The organism is Neoroseomonas soli, assembly GCF_018129065.1.
Classification (GTDB): Bacteria; Pseudomonadota; Alphaproteobacteria; order Acetobacterales; family Acetobacteraceae; genus Neoroseomonas; species Neoroseomonas soli.
On sequence record NZ_JAAEDM010000015.1, the window covers coordinates 47,627 to 62,446 of the forward strand.

Genomic DNA, 14,820 nt, shown 5'->3' on the forward strand with positions numbered 1-14,820 from the left:
GTGTTCATCGACCTGCAGCAAGGCGTTCCGGCCTATCGCTTGCCATGGAACGCATCGCCTTTCAGTTCCGCCCGGTCTGGCGGAGGCATCGTCACCGCCATTCGCGCGACCACCCCGGACGTGGTGCAGAAGGTCTTCGCCGTCGATGCGGACGGGCGCGCGACCAAGAAGGCCGCGGCCACGATCCGGGCCGGCGTCTGTCACCCGATCGAGGTCGCTGATCTGCGCGACATTGGCGAGTTGCTGTCGGAACTGTCAGAGAAGCCCGACCACTGCCTCATGCTCGACGCCTTCCTCTATGCGCCGGCCTTCGGCACCTTCGATCTGGTCAATCGCTACACCCTACGCCGGATGCTGCCGCGCCTCGGCCCGGATGCGCCGCATGGGGTCCATCAAGGGCCGTTCGGCCCGGTTGCCGCCCGCCTCGCCGCTGGCATCGACCATAGCGGGTTTGTCCTGCTCGATGCCGACAACTGGCCCGGTATGCCGAGCGAATGGGCGGCGATGACGATGGCCGAGCGCGTGCAATTCCTCGCCGCGGTGGTGCCTGGTCTCGACGCCTGCGAGCGGGTGGAAGCGCGATCATCCTCTGCCCGCGCCGTCGCGCCCGGCGGCCGGCCCGGCCCGGCCTCGCATGGCTATATCCGCGTCTCGCATCCCGCGCTGGTCGATGCGCTCCGGCGCCACATCATCCGCGCCACGAAGGCGCGCGGGCTGGCCGCGCCGATGGCGCGCATCGCGCGCGACGGGTCCGGCCGCATGGTCGGCCGGGAATGGCGCACCGTGATCGACCTCGCCGTGATGCACCGCGGGCGGCTGATCTTCACCGCCCCGCCATGCGTTGATGGCGCTCCCGGCTGGACCATCGCCGATGCAGGCGTGCGGCTGGTCAATGAGGGCGGCGGCGACCTCGATCTTGGGTGGCTCGATCAAGAGCGCCCGGCGGTGGCTGGCTGGCGAGGCGATGCCAGCGCCGCCGAGCCCGCGCCGATGGAATGGGCTGACGCCGCGCCGCCGCATGAAAGCCCCGAGCGTAGCCCGACCCGGCCGAAGGGCGTCGCCGTGCCGCGGACGCTCCCGGACCCGGCAAGCGCCATGGTCGGCACGCGCAACATGACGATGTTCAACTACGCCCGGTTCAAAGCCTACGCCTGGGCGGATGCGAACGGCACGCCCAAGGTTCCGTTCGGCCTGGTCCTGTCGTGGTGCCGCGAGGCCATCGCCGGGATGCTGTGCGACACCGCCGAGACGGAGCAGCAGGCCGTCGCCACGGCGCGGAGCATCACGGACTGGATGCCGTTGAACTATGAGCCGGGCGTCGGCATCCGAAGCGCACCCAAGACCGAGGCGGAAAAGCGCGCCGCGCGAGTTGCGGGCCGCGCGCAAGGGGCCGCGACGCAGCGGAACAGGACCGACGCAGACGTGGAGGGCGCGATCAAGCGGCTGAACGTGTGGGGCGAGCGCGTGACGGCCGCGAGCGTGGCAAGGCTGGCGAAGGTGTCGATCAGGACGGCAGCGGGGCGGCTTGCGAAGGCCAGGGCGGCGGCAACGGACCATGCAAACATAGCGCGCCATCATATGAATAGCGTGGGCGCGCTTGTCGCCGCCGATGCGCCGCTTCCGGTGCCGCCTTCCGCCGCTCCTGCGCCTGCCCCACTGCGGAAATCTATCGTTCCTGCCTTCCCCGGAAAAACGCGGCCGAATTGCGCGCCGCGCGCAACGGTGGATCGCGCTGTCGATGCATCGGCGGGGCTTTCGCCCTCCTGGCATGGGGAGCGGCGCGCCAGCCCGCCACGATGGCCGCCGCCCGATCCGATGGCGGCGGGCCTGCATCGCGGCTGGCATGAGCACCGGGCGCGGCTTCGAGCCGGCGCGAGGGCGTCGCCATGAGCCGGGAGCAGCGCCGGGCCGTCCGTCAGGCGCTCGCCGATCTGCCGGGCGTCCGCATCGAGGGCGACCGGATCATCACCACCACCGAAGGGAGCGCCACGCCATGAGCAAAACACGATTCACATACCACCAGATGTGCGACGCCATCCGCGATGTCTACGAACGCGACGAGATCGCCGCCATCGCAAAGACCGATCCAATCCGCGCCATTAAGCTCTACTGCGAACAGGCCGCCACTACGGCCCCAGAGGCGATGGCCGTCCGCATCCGCCTTCGCGCCGAGAAGCGCATCGACTCCCTGATGCGCAAGATGCGAAGCCGCAAGCAGCCGTCGCCCGCGAAGCAGGACGCGCCGCCGCCTATGCCAGCCAATCCCGGCGTATCCGCGCAGGAGGCAGCCGACTTCATTGCCATGGCCGCCCTGCCGAATGAGCAATTCGAGCAGATGATCGCCCAACCCGGCGCGACCACTGAAGCCGTCGCGGCGGCTGGTCGAGCGCATCTTTCAGCGACCGCCGGCGCATCGCCGGGCAGCGGAACGAAGCCATGACCGACGCGACGCGCCTTGGCCTGTTCGGGCTGCCGCTCGATGATGCGCCGGCGGGTGCGGACGCAGACCTTGTGCTCGACGTGTTTGGCGAGCCGGCAGACCCATCGGCAGCCTTCGCGTGTCCGAAGGCGAGGCGCAAGGCTTTCGAGCAATGGGTCGCTGGTGGGCGCGATTTCGACCGTCTTCCGGTCGGCCTTCTCGGCGCGATATGCGGCGCGGCGCTCGGGAGCCGGAAGCAATGAGCCGCGTCGCCGAGATCGTCTCGCGCCTCGCCCGCTATCCCCGCCCCGGCCATCCAAAAGCCGCCCAGCGGCATTCCCGCGCAGCATGGTCGGGTTCGCCGCATATGCACGGACTGCATGACCTGATCCGCGCGAGATTTGACCTACGCCAACGCGATGGCGCCGCAGCTGGTGCTACACGGTCGCCGCGGATCGCCCCCGGCGCCCTGGCACTTCGCCTGCGTCGCGAGGGCGGGAGGGAAGCGGCCGGAAGCCGCCGCCCTGGCCCTGACGACCGCAACCGGCGCTTGGAGGCCCCGACACGATGGCTGAGACAACCACACCCCTGCCCGAGGTCGGCGCCAAGCCCGCCGCGACCGCGACGAGGGCCGCGACGTCAATGCGAAAGGAGGACAACGTTGGTCTTGCGGCGGAATTTGCCGTCGCCGCCTATCTGACCAACGCCGGCTGGTTCGCCGCGATGATGCCATCGTCCACCTTCCCCGGTATCGACATCATGGCGCGCAAGGCCGGCTACGAACCTGTCTCCGTTCAGGTGAAGGCGTCGCGGAAGCGCGGGCAGTTTTTCGTGATCGACAGCAGCGCGACACGGGTCAATGGGGCGGTGCCAGACGTGCCGGCACAGATCTACGTTTTCGGCGCGAACGAAGCCCCCGGCTTCAACAGCGCATGGTCCTTCTCGGTGATGACGCGGGAGGAGGTTCGCGCATGCATGAAGTGTGATGCTGGCGGCTCCTATGTGCCGGCGGCTGCGGTTCGCGATCCTGCGAATGTCGATGCGTGGTCGAAGATGGCGTTGGCCGCGAGGCCCATCGCGGAGACGCGGGCATGCCCCATGCCGTCCCCATCTCCACGAGGATTGGAAGGAACATCGACATGACCTCGCCCGCCATCCCGCCCGGCATCAGGCAACTCGCAGAAGCCGTTGCAAACCAAATGCGGGCTGACGATGCCTCGTTCTATTCCTTGTATTCGGATGGCTGCGACGAGGGCGCTGTTCAACACCTCTCGACACTCATCATCCAGGCGCGCATTCGAGCAGCATCGCGAATCTTCGAGGGCCGATCGACCGTTAATGATCGCGACGCCGCCATCGCGGCCGCCGGTCTCCTGTTGGCTGCCGATCGGATAGTTGCTGACCCGGCGACGCTTGAGCCCTTCGTCGCGGCCGCGCTGGCGCCACGGGTGGAAGACCGATCGAGCAACGCTTCCGGCCCGGCCCCCATCAAGCCGCCCGACCAATTCGGGTAGCGCCGGCCCCCTTCCGCCCCCGCACCAGAAGGCCGCTTCCCGCATGCGGGGAAGCCGCCACGCGGCGCCTAGGCATCCCGCCGCCCCGCCGATGCGGGCCGGCCCCCGAAGGCCGCCAGCGCGCGCCCCATGCGTCCATGCGGGTCGCCCTCGCTTCCCGCGACTTCGCGCTGCGCTACAATCACGGTCGCAACTTGATGCCCGACCGCGCGCAACGCAGTTCAGCGCCCTGAACTATTTAACCCCTACGTTGCCCGACGAAGGCGGTTCCAGGGCGGGCCAGCCCGGCACTTATTGCGAGGGGCAATTGCGCAGCAGCAGTTGCTGAGCTTCAGCTAGTTCTGGTGCTGCAAGTTCGATGTGGGGAAGCGATCTGGAGATAAAGCCGGGGAGTTCGAAAGATAGGTCCATTTTTTCGCCTGCAGCGAGGGCTCTTGCGACAGGCGCCGGGAGGCTGACCTCAACCTCGACTTGAGAGCCGTTCCATCGAAACCCGCGCGTCTGAGCCGGCCAGCGTTGAGGTCGCGGGGCGGGATACGGTTCGCTCCAGATCGCGCCGCCGTAGTTGGATGCGAGGACACGATTTACGTCAGCGGCAGTTCCGCCCCGCGCCAGGTAGCGAAGGTCAGAATTGATCAAGAGCCGTGCCCTCAACCCGGCCGGATTGCGGTGATCGCACGCGATCTCCGCCACGACGGCTGTCTGGTTAACGATGATCCTGGTTCGGAGGGCAAGTCCGCCAGCGGAAGGGGTCATGGTCCACGGCGGCGCTGACGCTGGGTCGTTCGCCAGACCGATGCCAAAGGCCTCAGCTCTGGTGAGGGCACGGACAGTGTCAGGGCTGGTCCGGGCCGCTAAATCAAGAAGTCGGGCGTGAACGCCCATTACCGCGAGATACTCGACGAGTCGGCCGCTGATTTGTTGGGCATCGGACAAGCCGCGGTCGTAGGTGTCCGCATCTCGCTGTGGACCGCCCCGTCCGGCGCTTGATCCCGGCGTGCCAGGCGACCGGTAGAATTGGTGCACGCCGAGGATCTGTCGGCTGTAGTCGCTCACGACCCACTGCGGTGATCGGGGAGGGACGCCGCCGACGGGATCGTAATAGCGCCGCACACCACCGGCGAAAGCGAAAACGCACGCGGACATGCATTCGGCGCCCTGGGCGAAGGCGAACGGGGCACCGTTGGGATCGGTCAGGCGTACAACGTGGCCTACGACGGTATTGACCGCGTTGGCTCGGAACTGGCGACCGAGTTCCATGCCGCCGGTGAGCGAGCCACCAGGGCTGTGCAGATACACTGTCACGCCGCTGTAGTTCTGAGGGTTGTCGCTCACAAATCGGCGGAAATCGGCGGGCGTTTCAGAGGTGATCCGCCCCACGGCGGAGACGAAACTGCAATTCGCACAGTTTCCCCCATTGTGCGCCCATGCGAAGCGCATTGGTGTTGATGGTGCGGGTGTTGCTGGCGGGTCTGTCTGGGCGGTAGCAGGCAGCACGGTCACCGCCAAAAGGAGAACGGCCGCAACGATACTGCGTGGCAGGGAGAGCCGCGCGGGTAAGGGCATTTCACTCTCTCTTAGGCGATCGATGCACGGAGGTAGATAAAGAACTCCGTAGCGCGCAAGCCCAATCGCAGTCCTCTCAGCCTTTGCGACGGCCAGCTCGCAATTGCGGCTGACCCGCGCAAGGCTCCCGACGGGTGAAGCGCGAGGAAGCGGAGTGTCGGCCTGCGGACGGGAAACGGCGCGAGGCGCTGCGAGTTCGGCCGAGGCGCAACGGACAAGCGCGATCGCCCCCCCGCGTGAGTGCTGACGCCGAGCCTACGCAGCCCACCGCGCAGGACAGCCCATGGACCGCGCCGGCTACCTCGCCGCCTCGCGCATGCGGCGCGCCGTCTGGACGTGTAGCGACGCCTCGCCCCGTCCCTGATCCAGCGACCGGTTGCAGCCCCATGGACCGGGCCATCCCTTGGGACAGAGGGGGGGATGGGACAGCCGGCGGGTATGCGCCAAACCGGACGCTGGGACCGGATTTTCCTTGCCCGCGAGATTCCCATTTGCGGGGGCCGCGGGCCTTCGATCATCGGCCCTCGGTGATCGCAGCGGCTTGGCGGCGAGTGCGGTATCGCTTCGGCGCGACCGACAAAGCGCGCGGCAGCGACCAGCCGATGCGGAGGCGGCCCCACACGACGGAAGGATGCAGGCCGGCGGCGAGCGCTGCCTCGCGGATCGCGCCGGGGGGGCGACCGGAGGGGCGCTTGCCCATGGCGAGCGCGTCGGCGCGGGAAATGCCCCGCGCCATGCGGGCGCGGATGGTGCTTTCGACCAAGCCGGCCGCGGCGAGCGCCTCCGCGCGCGATGCAAAGACGCGATCTCCGACCTTCACCGGCCTCTCGGGCGAGATCGGCGGCGTGCTGACTGCATGCTCGGGAGTCCAGCCGCGATGGACGCGGCCCGCGGCGGTGGCGCCGTCGATCCCGGCCGCGCGGGCAGCGGCGTTCAGTGAGCGATGCTCCGGCGGATGCGGAAGGCGAATGCGCTTCGTCATGGCGCCGATGATGCCACCGGCCGCACGGCGCTGCGACCGCGGCATGGAAGCCGAAAGGATTCCTTCGCCGCGCTTCCGCGCATATGGTCGCGCCGTGAGCCAACATGCCGCCGCGCCCCGCGATCATGCCGAAGCCGCGCCGCCCCGGCGGATGCGCGCGGGCGCCGATGGGCCGGTCAATTTCGGCAAGGATGCGCTTCGGTTGTTCGACCAGGCCGACCAACTCGCGGCCATGATCCACCAGCGCAAGCGTCGGGACTTCCAATCCTGGCTGCTGATCGGCAAAGCCCTCGCGTCCGCAAAGGCGCAACTGGCCGCGCATCATGGAACATCGCTCACGCACCTTGGCCGGCCGTGGACCGTATGGCTCGACCGGCGTCCGGGCCTTCGTGCCATCAGCGAGTCCGACCGATCATCGGCGTGCTGGTTGTGGGCGAACCATGAGGACGTGATTGCGTGGCGCGACGCGCTGCCCGAGGCGACCCGCGAGAAGTTGGTGCACCCGGCGACGAACCGGCAGGCGTGGAATCGGCACGTCCGAATGTTGGTGGCGTCGCCGCTGGCAAAGCCGCCGCAGCCGAAACCGGACCTTCGGTGTCACGTCACGCGGCTTGAGAAGATCGTGGTCGATCTATCGAGCAGGCACGCTGCGCTTGAAGGCGAGGTCGCCGCGCTGCGGGAGACGGTGAGAAGCCTCGAAGCCGTCGCGGTCGGGGCGATGAAGCCGAAGGGGAACGGCGTTGCGGCCAGGGCGGCGTGAGCGCGAGGCGGCGCATGAGGCGCTGGTTCGTCAGGTAGCCGAGCAACGGCGCCGGGCGGATGAAGCCGAGCGCCGCGAGAAGCAGGCGCGGGATGAAGCCGCGCGGATGAAGGCGGCGGCGGCCAGGGCGTTGGACGCGCTGCGGGCGAGGGGCTGAACTTCATCGAGGCTGATGGTGCCGGCCATCACCTGTTCCGCCGTGCCACGCGCCCAGCGCAGGACGGCGCGGGCCTGTTGCAAAAGGCGCGGCGTAAAATGCGAAGCGGCTTCGCCTTTTGCGGCCTCGTCCTTGTTCCCTCGCCCGCGCTTGGCCTCGGGGAAGTGCATCGCCAGGGCCATCGCGAGTTGGCCTTTCGACATGTGGCGGCGCGCCGTGTTCTTGCTGACGATCAGCGCGACGATGGCGGCCTCGGCGGTGCCGCGCGACCAACGCAGGACGGCGCGGGCGCGGGAGAGGCGTTCCGCCGACACGCCTTGATGTTTGGCCGCCAAAGAACCGCTGGAACCCTTGCGCTTGAGCGTGGCCGCGGCGGGATAGTGCATCGCCAGGGCCATGGCCTGATGAGATCAGCGCGACACCCATTGCGGCGCATCGCGCAGGTCCGGCCGGGCATCGGGACCAAGCGCCACGCCGCCAGCATCGAGCGCGGCCAGCACGGCTTCGAGGTCGCGCACCGGCAGCCCGCCATGGTTTGCTTCCAACCGGGCGATGGCCTCGCGGCTGACGCCTGACCGCGCGGCGAGTTCGGCTTGCGTGAGGTCGAGCAGCGAGCGTCCCTCGCGCACGAGGTCGGCGAAGCGGAGGCGACCGAGAGCGACGCGCGGCATGGGCGGCTGCATGACGTGGAGCATACCGCGGTCATCACGCGAACAACATCGCGAGGCGACGCGCCGCGCGGGTCTATCCCGGTCGCATGGACGCCCCGAACGCTGCTGCTGAAACCGCGCCGCCGCTTGTCGCCACCTTCGGCGCCAACTGCCGGATTCCGCCGCCGCCGGAACTGCTCGACGCGGACACGCGCCAGATGATCGAGGCGCAGGATCGCATCCTGATGGGCGTGATGCGCGACGTTCTCGGCGTCGCCCAGATCCCGATGCCCGGCCCGGTCCATCGCGCCCGCGTCTGCCCGCCCGGCTGGTGGGGCAGTAGCGCGATCTTCGGGTCTTGCTCGCCATTCGGCCGCGTCGTGATGATGGCCGCGGGCGCCGAGGGCATGGCGTTGGATCACGTCGCCGGCCCCGGATCTGACTTCCGCATCCGTGGCCTGTCGCCGGAGGTGTGGGCGGTCATCGCGGGGCATGAAGCCTGCCACGCTGCTCATTGGGCCAGCCTCGGCCCCGGCGCGGCGGCGGCGCTGGCGACGGACCCGGATCGCCGGCCGGGCGAAGAGCCGGCGGGCTTCGGCGCGTTTGTGCGGGAGTTGCACCACCGATGGACGGGGCGGGCGCTGCCGGGCGGCTACGATCCGCTCCGCTGGCCGCAAGACGCGCCGGGCCTCGGTGTATGGACCGCGCTCGTTGCATGCGCTGTCTCGGCGGTCGCCATCCCGCCCCCGTTGGGTCGGCAGCCCAGCGAGGAGGAATGGATGCGGGCGTGGCGACGGGAGGCGTCCATCAACTGCTGGGAAGACGATCAGATGCGCGCGGCCGCCGCCGCATGGCGCGCCGAGCAGGGGCGGGCCGTCGCATGAGCAACGCAGCCGCCGCGCCGCCGACCCTCGGTGAACTGGACGTCCTGCTCGATGAGGTCGGCGATTGGGCCGCGCTGGAATGGGGCATGGACCGGCCGCTGCTGCCGCGTGAGGCCGAGGCGATCCTTCGCCGGCACGAAGCGGACCCGGCCAGCACCCGGCCCGGCCAAAGCCGTGAGACCCTTTCCGCGGCCGAGCGGCAACTTCGCCTTCAAGCCGACGCCTTCGCCGCCTGCGCCGCCGCGCTTCGGGCGGGCGATGCCGCCGCCGTGCCTGCGGGAAACCCCAATGGCAGCGGCCATGCCGAGGTCCGCGAATTGCTGGTCGATGCGGCGGAACTGCTCCCGCTGCTGACGGGCGACGCGACGGCGGCCGGGATCATCGAGCGCGAGCATGAAGCCCTGGCCGACGCCTTCGCCGCGGCGTCCGTCCGGTGCCTGGGGATCGCGCGCCACCTTCAGGGCGAGCGTCATCGCATCCACGCCGCGGACTATCGGCGCGTGCTGGTCGACGGGTTGCAGGAAGACGCGGGCGAGGCGCGGCGGCGGCGGGGCGCGGGCAAGGCCGACAAAGGGGCATCCGCATGAGCCAGGATATCGAGCAGTTGGTGATCGCCACGGGAATGCTGGTCCGCGAGACGAAGCAGCAATTGCGCGGCGAGAGCGAGGCGCTTCTGCAAGCGGTCGGCGCGCTGGCACGCGAGGAACGCAAGCGCGTTGATCGTGCAATCTCCGGGGTCGCGGCCGTTGTCGCGGCTGGCACGGCGAACGCCGCCGCGCTGGTCGCCCCGGCCGCCACCGCCGCGGAGGCCCGCCGCGATGTTCTTCTCCGGCGCAGGACGGACACCATGGCGACACTCCTGCACTGGCTGGAACGGTGCGTCGATGATGACGGCTGATCCCGCCGACCTCGCCGGCCTTGCGCCCATCCCGCCCGGCGATTGCGAACGGTGGTCGCCCGCGGCGCTGGCCGAGGCGGCCTTCATCGCCGAAGCCCTGGGCCTGGACCTCGATGCCGTGGTCGGCGCCACCACGGTTCCGGCCGGCGGCCTGGACTCCCTGACGCTGCACACGATCGGCGCATTGATCGGGCTGCATCGCGCCCTGGTCGTGGTCCTGGGCGCCGAGCAGGGGCGCGAGTGGCTTCATCGGCGGAATTCCGGGATCGCCTTCGGGGGAGACGCGCCGGCTGCGATCATGCAGCGGGACGGCCGGCGCGGATTGCTGGCGACGCGCGCTGTCCTCGATGCGATGCGGGGCGGCACCTTCCCGGCGATGGAAGTGGGCGAGCCTACGCCGGTTCGGCTGGCGCCGGTTCGGCTGGTGATCGCATGAGCGCCGTCGCCGCCAGCGCCGTCGATCTCGCCCTCCCTCTCGCGGCGCCGGTGGTACGTTCCATCACCCACCCGCTGGTGGACTGGTCGGGCGTGGCCTACCGATTGGTCGCGGTGCCGGCCGTCGCGAGCCGGGCCAGATCGGTGCCGCAGGCGATCGTGGCTCTGGCCGCCATGTCCTCGCCCCGCGCGCGCCTCGGCCTGACGGAAACGCCACACGGCCATGCGCGGATTGTCGAGGCCGCCATGGCCGCCGTCGCCTTCATCCCCGGCCTGCCCTGGGTGGCCGATGGCGTCGCGGCCTGGATTGCCTTTGCCAATCCGGGGGACGCCCTGGCCGCGACCGCCGCCGGGCTTCATGCGCAGGTTCTCGCCGCCGGCATGGCCGAGATTCGGGGCCTATGGCGCGTGCAGCCGGCCGATGTGCGAGGCCGCTTCCTCGATGCCAGGGAGGCGCGCGACCGTCCGGCCTTGCTCGCCGGCCCCGAGGCCGCGCCCCTATCGCGCCGGATGGGAGGCCGCATTGCGGCCGCCGGCCGGCTCGATGGCGTCCTGGCGGCTGACGGCCGGATCGTGGTCTTTCGCGCCGCCGCGGTCAGGGTTCACCCGCTCGGCGCGGCCTACGACCTGGTGGTCGCTCGCGGCGGCGAGGCGACGGCGCGGCGGATAATCATGGGCAAGGAGAGCGAGACATGAATGGCGAAGTCGAAGGGCTGCGGCGTCATAGCCGGGAGCAGGCGGCCCACGCGGGCCAGCGGGCGCGAGATTGGGCGGCGCGGCAGGTCGAGGCCGAGCGCGGCCCCGTCCGGTTCGTCCTGCCGCCCGGCGCGAATGCGGCGCAGGCGGCGGCGTGGCAGCGCGCTGCGGACGAGATCGCGAGCCGCGAGCGTCAGAGCAAGGTCGCCCGCGGGTGGGAGCGCATCCCGCAGCGGAACGCGCCGCCGGGCTGCATCCCGGTCTGCGCACTGTTCGGCAGCAAGACGGTCATCCTGGTCGTGGATCGCGCCGGCCGGCTGTGCCTGTCCGAAGGCGGGAAGGCCGGGTCGGTCATCACTGTTAGCGAGGCCGCAGCCATCGCCCGGGGGCTGATCGCCGCCGGTCGCTGACGGCCGCGCTGCCTCGTCCTGCAGGGCCGTCCCGTTTACTAGGAAGGTCGCTACCTTCGGCGATCCTCGGTCGCATCGCCCGCAAGGCCAGGATCGCCCGCCAGCCGGCTTGATGCTCGCGCATATCATGCAGCGCGTGCATCTGGAACATCGCCATGTCACGCCAACGGATTGATCGGGCGCCACGCATTCGCCGCGGCGCTGGTGCTAGGAGACGTAGGGATTGGGGAGCGGTGGAACCGCCGCCTGTCACCTTACTCCCACCCGGCGCGATGGAGGCGCCGACACGATGGCTTTCACCACCACAACCCAGTCCGGGGCCGCGGGAAAGGCCGACGCGCCGAATCCTGCGCTGGTCAACGCTCTGGCCCCTGCCTATGGACCGTGTCCGCACTTCTGCACCCAGGGCGGACGGTGCAAGGATGCAGTCTGGAATCCGGCCCGAGGGCACATTCCGCGCGGCTTTCTCGGCGCGACAGGCGCGCTTGAGGAGGTGCGCCTCGTGATGGTGTTCGCAGAGCCGGGCCATCCCTACGCCGACATGGACTTCAGCGGCGCGACGACGCCCGCGGCCCTGATCGCGGCCACCACGGCCCATTCAGCCAGCCGCCGCAGCGGCGCAAACGAGAAGGGATTCGCCGGTGATCGTTTCCACCGAAACGTGGAATGGTTCATCGAGCAATGCTTCCCCGGCGCTTCGTCTGAGGAAAAGGCGCGGCGGGTTTGGCAGACCGAGGCGCGGCTTTGCTCGGTCCCTGAGGAGATCGGTAAGTCGGACAGCAACCCGTGCGCGGAAACATACCTGACGCGCCAGTTTCACCTTCTGTCGCATGCCACATGGGTTGCCTTCGGCTCTAAGGCGCAGCGAACCATGCGCAGGCTCCGCCTCCCGCATGTCGCGGCCTACGCGTTGGCACCGCCGGGCTGCAACCACATCCCTGCGCGCCCGTCTTGGGAAGCGGCGATTGCGAAGGTGCGCGCTGTGCACGAAAGCGGGGGCTGACGCATGGAAGCCCTGGCCGTCCAGGCGCTGTTGCTGATCCTGGCCCGAGCCGTGCGCAGGGCGGGCCGCGCATCCCTCGACATGGCCGCAGCCTGCGCCGGCCTGTAGATAAACCGGGCGCGCGCTTCATGCGCGTCCAAGAGAAAATCGCGCCATGCCGCACCGTCGATCCATTTCAACCGCGCCTGTAGTTGTCGCTTTCCTGCTCGGGCTGAATGCGTGCGGGTCTCCAGCCGAACGGCACTTGCCGCTTGAAGCCGACGAATTCCACATTCCAAGGCCGGCCCAGACCATCACGCCAAGCCTTCGATCAATCGAACTCTACGGCGCGCGGCAATACGTGCTGCCGGCAAGCCTTGGGGGCGCTTATCGAATTGTGGAGCACCGCCAGGCCAGCGGCCTCGATCATGTCATCCTGCGCTGGCGGCCGACCAGCCTCGACAGTGTGTTCCTTCGTGGCGACAAGCCCGACACGGAGTTGCGCGAATATCAGGTCTGGACCTTCGATTGCGCGAAGTCCTCGTGGACATTCAACGGGTTCGGCCCGTCGCTGGATCGCGCGCGTATGGCCGCGCAGGCAAATCGCGGCGCGCTCCGAGCCCGAGACGATGCGCGCGATTTGCAGGTAACGCGGGCGATCTGCGCCCGAATAGCGGCCGCCCCGGCGGCGGCGCCCGTTGAGGCCAGTTCGGAGAATGCCCGCGTCAGCCCGACCGTGCCGGTGTCGAGGGGCCGGTAATCCGCGCCGCGATCCTTCGGGCGGACAATGGCACCATGGGGCACCACAACCGCGCCGCAGTCGCCGGGGAGATTTGCGACATGGAAGTCCTCCTTATCACCGCCATCGCTCTCTGGATCATCGGCAGGGTCGCCAAAGCGCGCCGCCGCGCCCGCGCCGTGGCGGAACTGACGCGGGCCTTCGATGAGGCACATCGGGCGCTGGCCGAGCAGTCGGCGTGCATCGAGGCGGCGCGGGCGGAACTCGCCGATATGGTGAGTACGGTCGCCGGCATGCGGGACCTGTTGCGTCGGCATGGCGGGGGTGGCGGTGATGAAGGCCGGGACGATCCTCCGCCTTCCGGCCCGCTGCCCGACCCGCTGCGCGATCTCATGGCCCGGCGGGCGAAGACCGGGGCGGGGAGGGCGTAGGCCATGGCCCGACTGCCCGAGGCGGAAGGCTGGCGCTGCATCGGCGAGGTGAGATCGACCGGCCGCGCCAATCACGGAAGCAAACTTCGCCTCCCCGACGCCCCGCCGCCCGTCGCCTTCACGCTCTACGCTGCGTGCGATCCGCGAGACCTCGATTGCTTCTATGTCGGCAGCGCCGCGACCATCGGCCGGCTTCGCGAGGCTTGGCGCATCGGCCCGCGCCGGGGGCAAAGCGGTGAGCATCACACGACCAAGCGCGGGCCGCGCATCTTCGCCGAGTGCGGACGCTTCCTGCTTTTCGAGAAGGTGGCGCGCTGCCATGCCGACCCCGGCGGGCCGACCAAGCCGGCGCTCATCGCGGAGGAATTGGAATGGCTCGCGCGGATGGATGCCGCTGGCCCCTTCCTCCTCGACAACGTGTTTGGGATGGGCGCCATCCGCGCGGGGCGCGGGCTCGACATTCGAGGGCGCCCGCTCGCCGAGCGCCGGGCTGTCAACCGGCTTCGCTCGGGCGCGACCGCCGGGCCGCCTGATCCCCGCCACACGCGCGACTGACGCGCCCCGTCGCTCTCGCCGGCGCCATCCTGCTGTGCGCCGCCTGGGTCGAGCAGCCTCGGTCGCTGCCGGCGACGCCGTAGTCAGGCCGGGTGGCGCCACGGCGGCCCCGCGTGCAGCATCCGATGCGCCGCGCGCATACCGATCGTGCACCGAGAACCGCTGGCGCCAGTGGCCGCATATCGGCCAACAGACGGCGCAGCGCCCAGGAGAACCGCCGCCATGAATGAGCCGTGACGCCGTGCGCTGGCTGATACTTGGCGCCGCGGCGCTCGCCCTCTTCGTTGGCCTCGGCCTCCGGGAGCCGGCACGCATCCAGCCCATGCCGCGGGTGGTCTATGGCCCGGCCTATGCTCCGGGTGCCACCGCAGTGCCGGCCACGTCTGCCGCGTCGCCCCGCGGCGTCTGGACCGAGCCGCCCCGCTCCATGTCTGCCGAGCCGATGCGGTGCACCGCTACCGCCTGGGCCGATGGCGACACCCTGACCGTCATCTGCGGCGGATCGCAGCATCGCATCCGCGTCCGCTCCGTCGATACGGTCGAGCGCGGCGAGCCGGGATACGCGGCGGCACGAGAGGAATTGCGGCGCCGCACGCAGGGCTGCCCGCTCGTGCTGGTCCCGCACCATCGCTCCTATGACCGCATCGTCGCCGATGTGATCTGCAACGGCGTCGATGTGGGTCGGGCGATGGATGCGGCCGGCTGGTCGAAGCCGGTCGGGGCGCGGCGGTGACGATGCGGC

General features: G+C 69.8%; 21 protein-coding genes. 17 read left to right on the forward strand and 4 right to left on the reverse strand.

Annotated features, from left to right (window positions below):
* The 5 genes from GXW76_RS08250 (at position 1) to GXW76_RS08270 (ending at position 3,933) form a co-directional block, all read left to right on the forward strand.
* Positions 1-1,890: a hypothetical protein gene (locus GXW76_RS08250; protein ID WP_211861526.1), complete on the forward strand. Its 1,890-nt coding sequence runs from the start codon at positions 1-3 to the stop codon at positions 1,888-1,890.
* 103 nt (positions 1,891-1,993) lie between these two features.
* A complete protein-coding gene (locus GXW76_RS08255; protein WP_211861527.1) occupies positions 1,994-2,440 on the forward strand; it encodes a hypothetical protein in 447 nt (148 codons plus the stop codon).
* Entirely contained in the window at positions 2,437-2,682 is a 246-nt protein-coding gene (locus GXW76_RS08260; RefSeq protein WP_211861528.1) for a hypothetical protein, read from the forward strand. The genes GXW76_RS08255 and GXW76_RS08260 overlap by 4 nt, the downstream gene beginning before the upstream one ends.
* A 304-nt stretch (positions 2,683-2,986) precedes the next feature.
* Positions 2,987-3,562, forward strand: coding sequence for a hypothetical protein (locus GXW76_RS08265; protein ID WP_211861529.1), 576 nt, complete (start codon positions 2,987-2,989; stop codon positions 3,560-3,562).
* Positions 3,559-3,933: a hypothetical protein gene (locus GXW76_RS08270; protein WP_211861530.1), complete on the forward strand. Its 375-nt coding sequence runs from the start codon at positions 3,559-3,561 to the stop codon at positions 3,931-3,933. Before GXW76_RS08265 ends, GXW76_RS08270 begins: the two co-directional genes overlap by 4 nt.
* A 291-nt stretch (positions 3,934-4,224) precedes the next feature.
* On the opposite strand, the gene GXW76_RS08275 is transcribed toward GXW76_RS08270, so the two are convergent.
* Together GXW76_RS08275 and GXW76_RS08280 are read right to left on the reverse strand one after the other, a co-directional pair.
* Positions 4,225-5,313 carry a COG3904 family protein gene (locus tag GXW76_RS08275; protein ID WP_211861531.1) on the reverse strand — a complete coding sequence of 363 codons (1,089 nt, stop codon included), beginning with the start codon at positions 5,311-5,313 and terminating at the stop codon, positions 4,225-4,227.
* Positions 5,314-6,013: 700 nt separating this feature from the next.
* Entirely contained in the window at positions 6,014-6,481 is a 468-nt protein-coding gene (locus GXW76_RS08280; RefSeq protein ID WP_211861532.1) for a hypothetical protein, read from the reverse strand.
* Between GXW76_RS08280 and GXW76_RS08285 the strand changes: the two genes are divergently transcribed.
* On the forward strand, positions 6,468-7,241 hold the full coding sequence (locus tag GXW76_RS08285; RefSeq protein WP_211861533.1) for a hypothetical protein: 774 nt from the start codon (positions 6,468-6,470) through the stop codon (positions 7,239-7,241). The genes GXW76_RS08280 and GXW76_RS08285 overlap by 14 nt on opposite strands.
* 30 nt (positions 7,242-7,271) lie before the next feature.
* Here the strand turns inward: GXW76_RS08285 and GXW76_RS08290 are convergent, their stop codons facing one another.
* Both GXW76_RS08290 and GXW76_RS08295 read right to left on the reverse strand, forming a co-directional pair.
* A complete protein-coding gene (locus tag GXW76_RS08290) occupies positions 7,272-7,796 on the reverse strand; it encodes a hypothetical protein (RefSeq protein WP_211861534.1) in 525 nt (174 codons plus the stop codon).
* Between the two features lie 12 nt (positions 7,797-7,808).
* On the reverse strand, positions 7,809-8,093 hold the full coding sequence (locus GXW76_RS08295; RefSeq protein ID WP_211861535.1) for a helix-turn-helix domain-containing protein: 285 nt from the start codon (positions 8,091-8,093) through the stop codon (positions 7,809-7,811).
* Between the two features lie 62 nt (positions 8,094-8,155).
* Between GXW76_RS08295 and GXW76_RS08300 the strand changes: the two genes are divergently transcribed.
* The 11 genes from GXW76_RS08300 to GXW76_RS08350 all read left to right on the forward strand — a co-directional run bounded on the left by GXW76_RS08300 (position 8,156) and on the right by GXW76_RS08350 (position 14,811).
* Positions 8,156-8,932, forward strand: coding sequence for a hypothetical protein (locus GXW76_RS08300; protein ID WP_211861536.1), 777 nt, complete (start codon positions 8,156-8,158; stop codon positions 8,930-8,932).
* Positions 8,933-9,018: 86 nt separating this feature from the next.
* Positions 9,019-9,519 (forward strand): hypothetical protein, encoded by a 501-nt coding sequence (locus tag GXW76_RS08305; protein WP_211861537.1) that lies wholly within the window; start codon positions 9,019-9,021, stop codon positions 9,517-9,519.
* Positions 9,516-9,830, forward strand: a complete 315-nt coding sequence (locus GXW76_RS08310; RefSeq protein ID WP_211861538.1) for a hypothetical protein — start codon at positions 9,516-9,518, stop codon at positions 9,828-9,830. Before GXW76_RS08305 ends, GXW76_RS08310 begins: the two co-directional genes overlap by 4 nt.
* On the forward strand, positions 9,817-10,266 hold the full coding sequence (locus GXW76_RS08315; RefSeq protein ID WP_211861539.1) for an antitoxin Xre/MbcA/ParS toxin-binding domain-containing protein: 450 nt from the start codon (positions 9,817-9,819) through the stop codon (positions 10,264-10,266). The genes GXW76_RS08310 and GXW76_RS08315 overlap by 14 nt, the downstream gene beginning before the upstream one ends.
* Positions 10,263-10,961 carry a hypothetical protein gene (locus GXW76_RS08320; protein ID WP_211861540.1) on the forward strand — a complete coding sequence of 233 codons (699 nt, stop codon included), beginning with the start codon at positions 10,263-10,265 and terminating at the stop codon, positions 10,959-10,961. Before GXW76_RS08315 ends, GXW76_RS08320 begins: the two co-directional genes overlap by 4 nt.
* Positions 10,958-11,371, forward strand: a complete 414-nt coding sequence (locus GXW76_RS08325) for a hypothetical protein (RefSeq protein WP_211861541.1) — start codon at positions 10,958-10,960, stop codon at positions 11,369-11,371. The genes GXW76_RS08320 and GXW76_RS08325 overlap by 4 nt, the downstream gene beginning before the upstream one ends.
* Positions 11,372-11,660: 289 nt before the next feature.
* On the forward strand, positions 11,661-12,374 hold the full coding sequence (locus GXW76_RS08330) for a hypothetical protein (protein ID WP_211861542.1): 714 nt from the start codon (positions 11,661-11,663) through the stop codon (positions 12,372-12,374).
* A gap of 154 nt (positions 12,375-12,528) precedes the next feature.
* Positions 12,529-13,113, forward strand: a complete 585-nt coding sequence (locus GXW76_RS08335; protein ID WP_211861543.1) for a hypothetical protein — start codon at positions 12,529-12,531, stop codon at positions 13,111-13,113.
* 80 nt (positions 13,114-13,193) lie between these two features.
* Positions 13,194-13,523 (forward strand): hypothetical protein, encoded by a 330-nt coding sequence (locus tag GXW76_RS08340; protein ID WP_211861544.1) that lies wholly within the window; start codon positions 13,194-13,196, stop codon positions 13,521-13,523.
* 3 nt (positions 13,524-13,526) lie between these two features.
* Positions 13,527-14,078: a hypothetical protein gene (locus GXW76_RS08345; protein ID WP_211861545.1), complete on the forward strand. Its 552-nt coding sequence runs from the start codon at positions 13,527-13,529 to the stop codon at positions 14,076-14,078.
* A gap of 226 nt (positions 14,079-14,304) precedes the next feature.
* Positions 14,305-14,811 carry a thermonuclease family protein gene (locus tag GXW76_RS08350; protein WP_211861546.1) on the forward strand — a complete coding sequence of 169 codons (507 nt, stop codon included), beginning with the start codon at positions 14,305-14,307 and terminating at the stop codon, positions 14,809-14,811.
* Positions 14,812-14,820: the final 9 nt, after the last annotated feature.

Excerpts from the sequence above, each read along its gene's own strand:
- GXW76_RS08335 (WP_211861543.1), top strand. The coding sequence starts at position 12,529 with ATGCCGCACCGTCGATCCATTTCAACCGCGCCTGTAGTTGTCGCTTTC.
- GXW76_RS08290 (WP_211861534.1), bottom strand. The coding sequence starts at position 7,796 with ATGGCCCTGGCGATGCACTATCCCGCCGCGGCCACGCTCAAGCGCAAG.
- GXW76_RS08350 (WP_211861546.1), top strand. The coding sequence starts at position 14,305 with ATGAGCCGTGACGCCGTGCGCTGGCTGATACTTGGCGCCGCGGCGCTC.
- GXW76_RS08300 (WP_211861536.1), top strand. The coding sequence starts at position 8,156 with ATGGACGCCCCGAACGCTGCTGCTGAAACCGCGCCGCCGCTTGTCGCC.
- GXW76_RS08330 (WP_211861542.1), top strand. The coding sequence starts at position 11,661 with ATGGCTTTCACCACCACAACCCAGTCCGGGGCCGCGGGAAAGGCCGAC.
- GXW76_RS08325 (WP_211861541.1), top strand. The coding sequence starts at position 10,958 with ATGAATGGCGAAGTCGAAGGGCTGCGGCGTCATAGCCGGGAGCAGGCG.
- GXW76_RS08255 (WP_211861527.1), top strand. The coding sequence starts at position 1,994 with ATGAGCAAAACACGATTCACATACCACCAGATGTGCGACGCCATCCGC.
- GXW76_RS08270 (WP_211861530.1), top strand. The coding sequence starts at position 3,559 with ATGACCTCGCCCGCCATCCCGCCCGGCATCAGGCAACTCGCAGAAGCC.
- GXW76_RS08340 (WP_211861544.1), top strand. The coding sequence starts at position 13,194 with ATGGAAGTCCTCCTTATCACCGCCATCGCTCTCTGGATCATCGGCAGG.
- GXW76_RS08310 (WP_211861538.1), top strand. The coding sequence starts at position 9,516 with ATGAGCCAGGATATCGAGCAGTTGGTGATCGCCACGGGAATGCTGGTC.
- GXW76_RS08320 (WP_211861540.1), top strand. The coding sequence starts at position 10,263 with ATGAGCGCCGTCGCCGCCAGCGCCGTCGATCTCGCCCTCCCTCTCGCG.
- GXW76_RS08260 (WP_211861528.1), top strand. The coding sequence starts at position 2,437 with ATGACCGACGCGACGCGCCTTGGCCTGTTCGGGCTGCCGCTCGATGAT.
- GXW76_RS08345 (WP_211861545.1), top strand. The coding sequence starts at position 13,527 with ATGGCCCGACTGCCCGAGGCGGAAGGCTGGCGCTGCATCGGCGAGGTG.
- GXW76_RS08265 (WP_211861529.1), top strand. The coding sequence starts at position 2,987 with ATGGCTGAGACAACCACACCCCTGCCCGAGGTCGGCGCCAAGCCCGCC.
- GXW76_RS08295 (WP_211861535.1), bottom strand. The coding sequence starts at position 8,093 with ATGCTCCACGTCATGCAGCCGCCCATGCCGCGCGTCGCTCTCGGTCGC.
- GXW76_RS08285 (WP_211861533.1), top strand. The coding sequence starts at position 6,468 with ATGCGCTTCGTCATGGCGCCGATGATGCCACCGGCCGCACGGCGCTGC.
- GXW76_RS08280 (WP_211861532.1), bottom strand. The coding sequence starts at position 6,481 with ATGACGAAGCGCATTCGCCTTCCGCATCCGCCGGAGCATCGCTCACTG.
- GXW76_RS08315 (WP_211861539.1), top strand. The coding sequence starts at position 9,817 with ATGATGACGGCTGATCCCGCCGACCTCGCCGGCCTTGCGCCCATCCCG.
- GXW76_RS08305 (WP_211861537.1), top strand. The coding sequence starts at position 9,019 with ATGGACCGGCCGCTGCTGCCGCGTGAGGCCGAGGCGATCCTTCGCCGG.